This window comes from Vibrio amylolyticus, from assembly GCF_023145695.1.
Classification (GTDB): domain Bacteria; phylum Pseudomonadota; class Gammaproteobacteria; order Enterobacterales; family Vibrionaceae; genus Vibrio; species Vibrio amylolyticus.
Genome location: NZ_JAJHVV010000027.1, coordinates 1 through 2,238, shown reverse-complemented (window position 1 = coordinate 2,238; position 2,238 = coordinate 1). Strand labels below are relative to the sequence as shown.

At 43.9% G+C, this 2,238-nt stretch carries 1 protein-coding gene; it reads right to left on the bottom strand.

Annotation, left to right across the window (positions count from 1 at the left end):
- Positions 1-236: 236 nt before the first annotated feature.
- Positions 237-1,931, bottom strand: coding sequence for an alkaline phosphatase family protein (locus KP803_RS21690; protein WP_248010937.1), 1,695 nt, complete (start codon positions 1,929-1,931; stop codon positions 237-239).
- Positions 1,932-2,238: the final 307 nt, after the last annotated feature.

Below are 2,238 nucleotides of genomic sequence, written 5' to 3'. Positions count from 1 at the left end.
AGAGTTGTTTAAAATATTCCACTAATTCATAATGAGATAAAATCATTCGGAGTGGAATCATAAGGGAGGGGAGGAAGGTGCTTCGGCTTGATGTCAGCCGACTTAAGGTTCTATGTCGCTGATCCGAAGAATCAATAAGATGGATGTATTCAAAAAGCATTATGCCAGCACGGTGGCTGGCATAACGGTGATTCAGTGCGTTCAACATCAAGGTCAAGCCAAGGTGTTAGTGGTCTCTATGGGGTGACAATTTCGTTTAGGACTTCTCCTGTCGACCCTGATGGGAAAGTAACACCCAACAAAGCGGACAGAGTTGGTGCGATATCATAAGGCGTCACTTCTCGATGAACCTTTTGCCCTTCTAGATTGTACCCTGCAAATATCACAGGTACGAACGTGTCATAACGCCACGGAGAACCATGCACAGAAGCAACAGTTAGGCTGTCGAATGCGTTGATGTACACACCTGGGTTGAAGACCAAGTAAATATCGCCAGAACGCCCTTTGAAGTAGTTATTTTCTACCAGTTTTGCTACACGTGTATTAGGCATGTTACCTTCTTCGATATCTGAAGCGGTGAAAGCATTGTCCACGCCATTTATGGTGGCGAGCTCACTGGAAATGAAGCGTTGAACTTTTGCAATATCTAACCCCTTTTCTTTAATAAGGTCGTGGTTTAAGTATAAATTCGGGTTTTCAAAATACAGGTAAACTTCTTCACCGAGACCAAACTGATCTTTCGTTTTTTCAAATAACCCTTTTGAACGCAGTGCCTCAGCGCCAAAATAATCAGCGGTCGTACGACCATGGTTCGTCACATAGGATGGTGCATCAGGTGCACCGTGGTCTGCGGACAATACGATTAAAGTGTTGTCGATCCCTATTGTTTCATCCACGTATGAGAGTAAGTCAGCTAAAACAGAGTCTAATCGAAGTAAGCCATCTTCCGCTTCAAGACTTGAAGGGCCATTGACATGGACGATGTAGTCATTGGCTGAAAAACTGATGGCTAAGAAATCGGTTTGGCCTTGTTGTCCGAGCTTTTCACTCTTTATAAGTGTCTTTGCAAAGTCGGCCGTCACTTCATCTGAAGCAGGGCTGAGACTTAACATGGTGGTAAAGTAAGGGAAACTTGACGGACCATAAGGGTAAGGGAAACTGCGGTTAAACGAAGCAATTTCTGTTTTGAAATCAGTATTTCCTTCGTTAGAAAAAAGGTATTTCTCTCGATCTAGCATCAACTCCCAACGTTGGTTACTGTATCGTTTGATAAAATCACTTTGATTCCACTCTTCGACCCAATGAGGGTACGCATCATAATAGTAGTCACTCGTAACAAATCCCCCCGTAGCATTGGAAAACCAAAACGCTTTTCCAAGCTCACCCGCCATAGAGACCGCACCTCTGTCTTTGTAGGACACGGCAAAAGCGCGTGATTGGCCATTATTTGATTTAACCAGTTCGTCAGCAAAGGTGGAAGAGTGAATATTGACAGGAGAACGGCCATTACCTTGAGCAGTATTTTGAGTATCATCGAGTTGAATAGATTCGGTGTTTGAATTGTGGGTCAGAAGTTCAGAATAGTTGGTATCTTCAACGTTATAGACAGCGCGGTTTAAATTTCTGTCGTACCACACATTTCCGACCATCCCATTTGCAGATGGCGGAGCACCCGTTGCAAGAGCAACATGACCTACGATGGTTTCCGTATTCGAGTGTTGATAATGTGCATTGGCGTAATGGACACCTTTGTCTAGCAGGTAAACAAACCCGTCATTTGTCATATTTGATCTGAAGCGCTCGGGGAGATCACCACGTAACGCATCGACCGTGATTTGCAGGACAAGTTTTGGTGCCGTTGATTGTTCAGTGGCCATGGCAGGAGAAAGGCATGAGCTCAATACCAAAGTGGCTAAAAGTGAATGTTTCATAAGAGGACCTTAAATAAATACAAATAAACGCACTTTCATTGACGAAGGTTGTTAGGGATCTTAAAGGGCTTATTAACACCTATTAACTAACTTCGGAGTGCTCTACTTTATGATGGAAAAACAGCAAGGCGAATACTCACCTTGCTGTTTTGGGAACGTTAGCGTATTGGCTTAGAAGCGCCAGTCAAAACCTACCGAGACTTTTTTGTCCTCGGTGCGCGCGTAGCCGCCAGCCACATCATGGACTTTCAAGTTGGTGTACTTACCTTCTAAGTAAATGTTAAAGACCGCATCACCCACTTTTGTA

Excerpts from the sequence above, each read along its gene's own strand:
- KP803_RS21690 (WP_248010937.1), bottom strand. The coding sequence starts at position 1,931 with ATGAAACATTCACTTTTAGCCACTTTGGTATTGAGCTCATGCCTTTCT.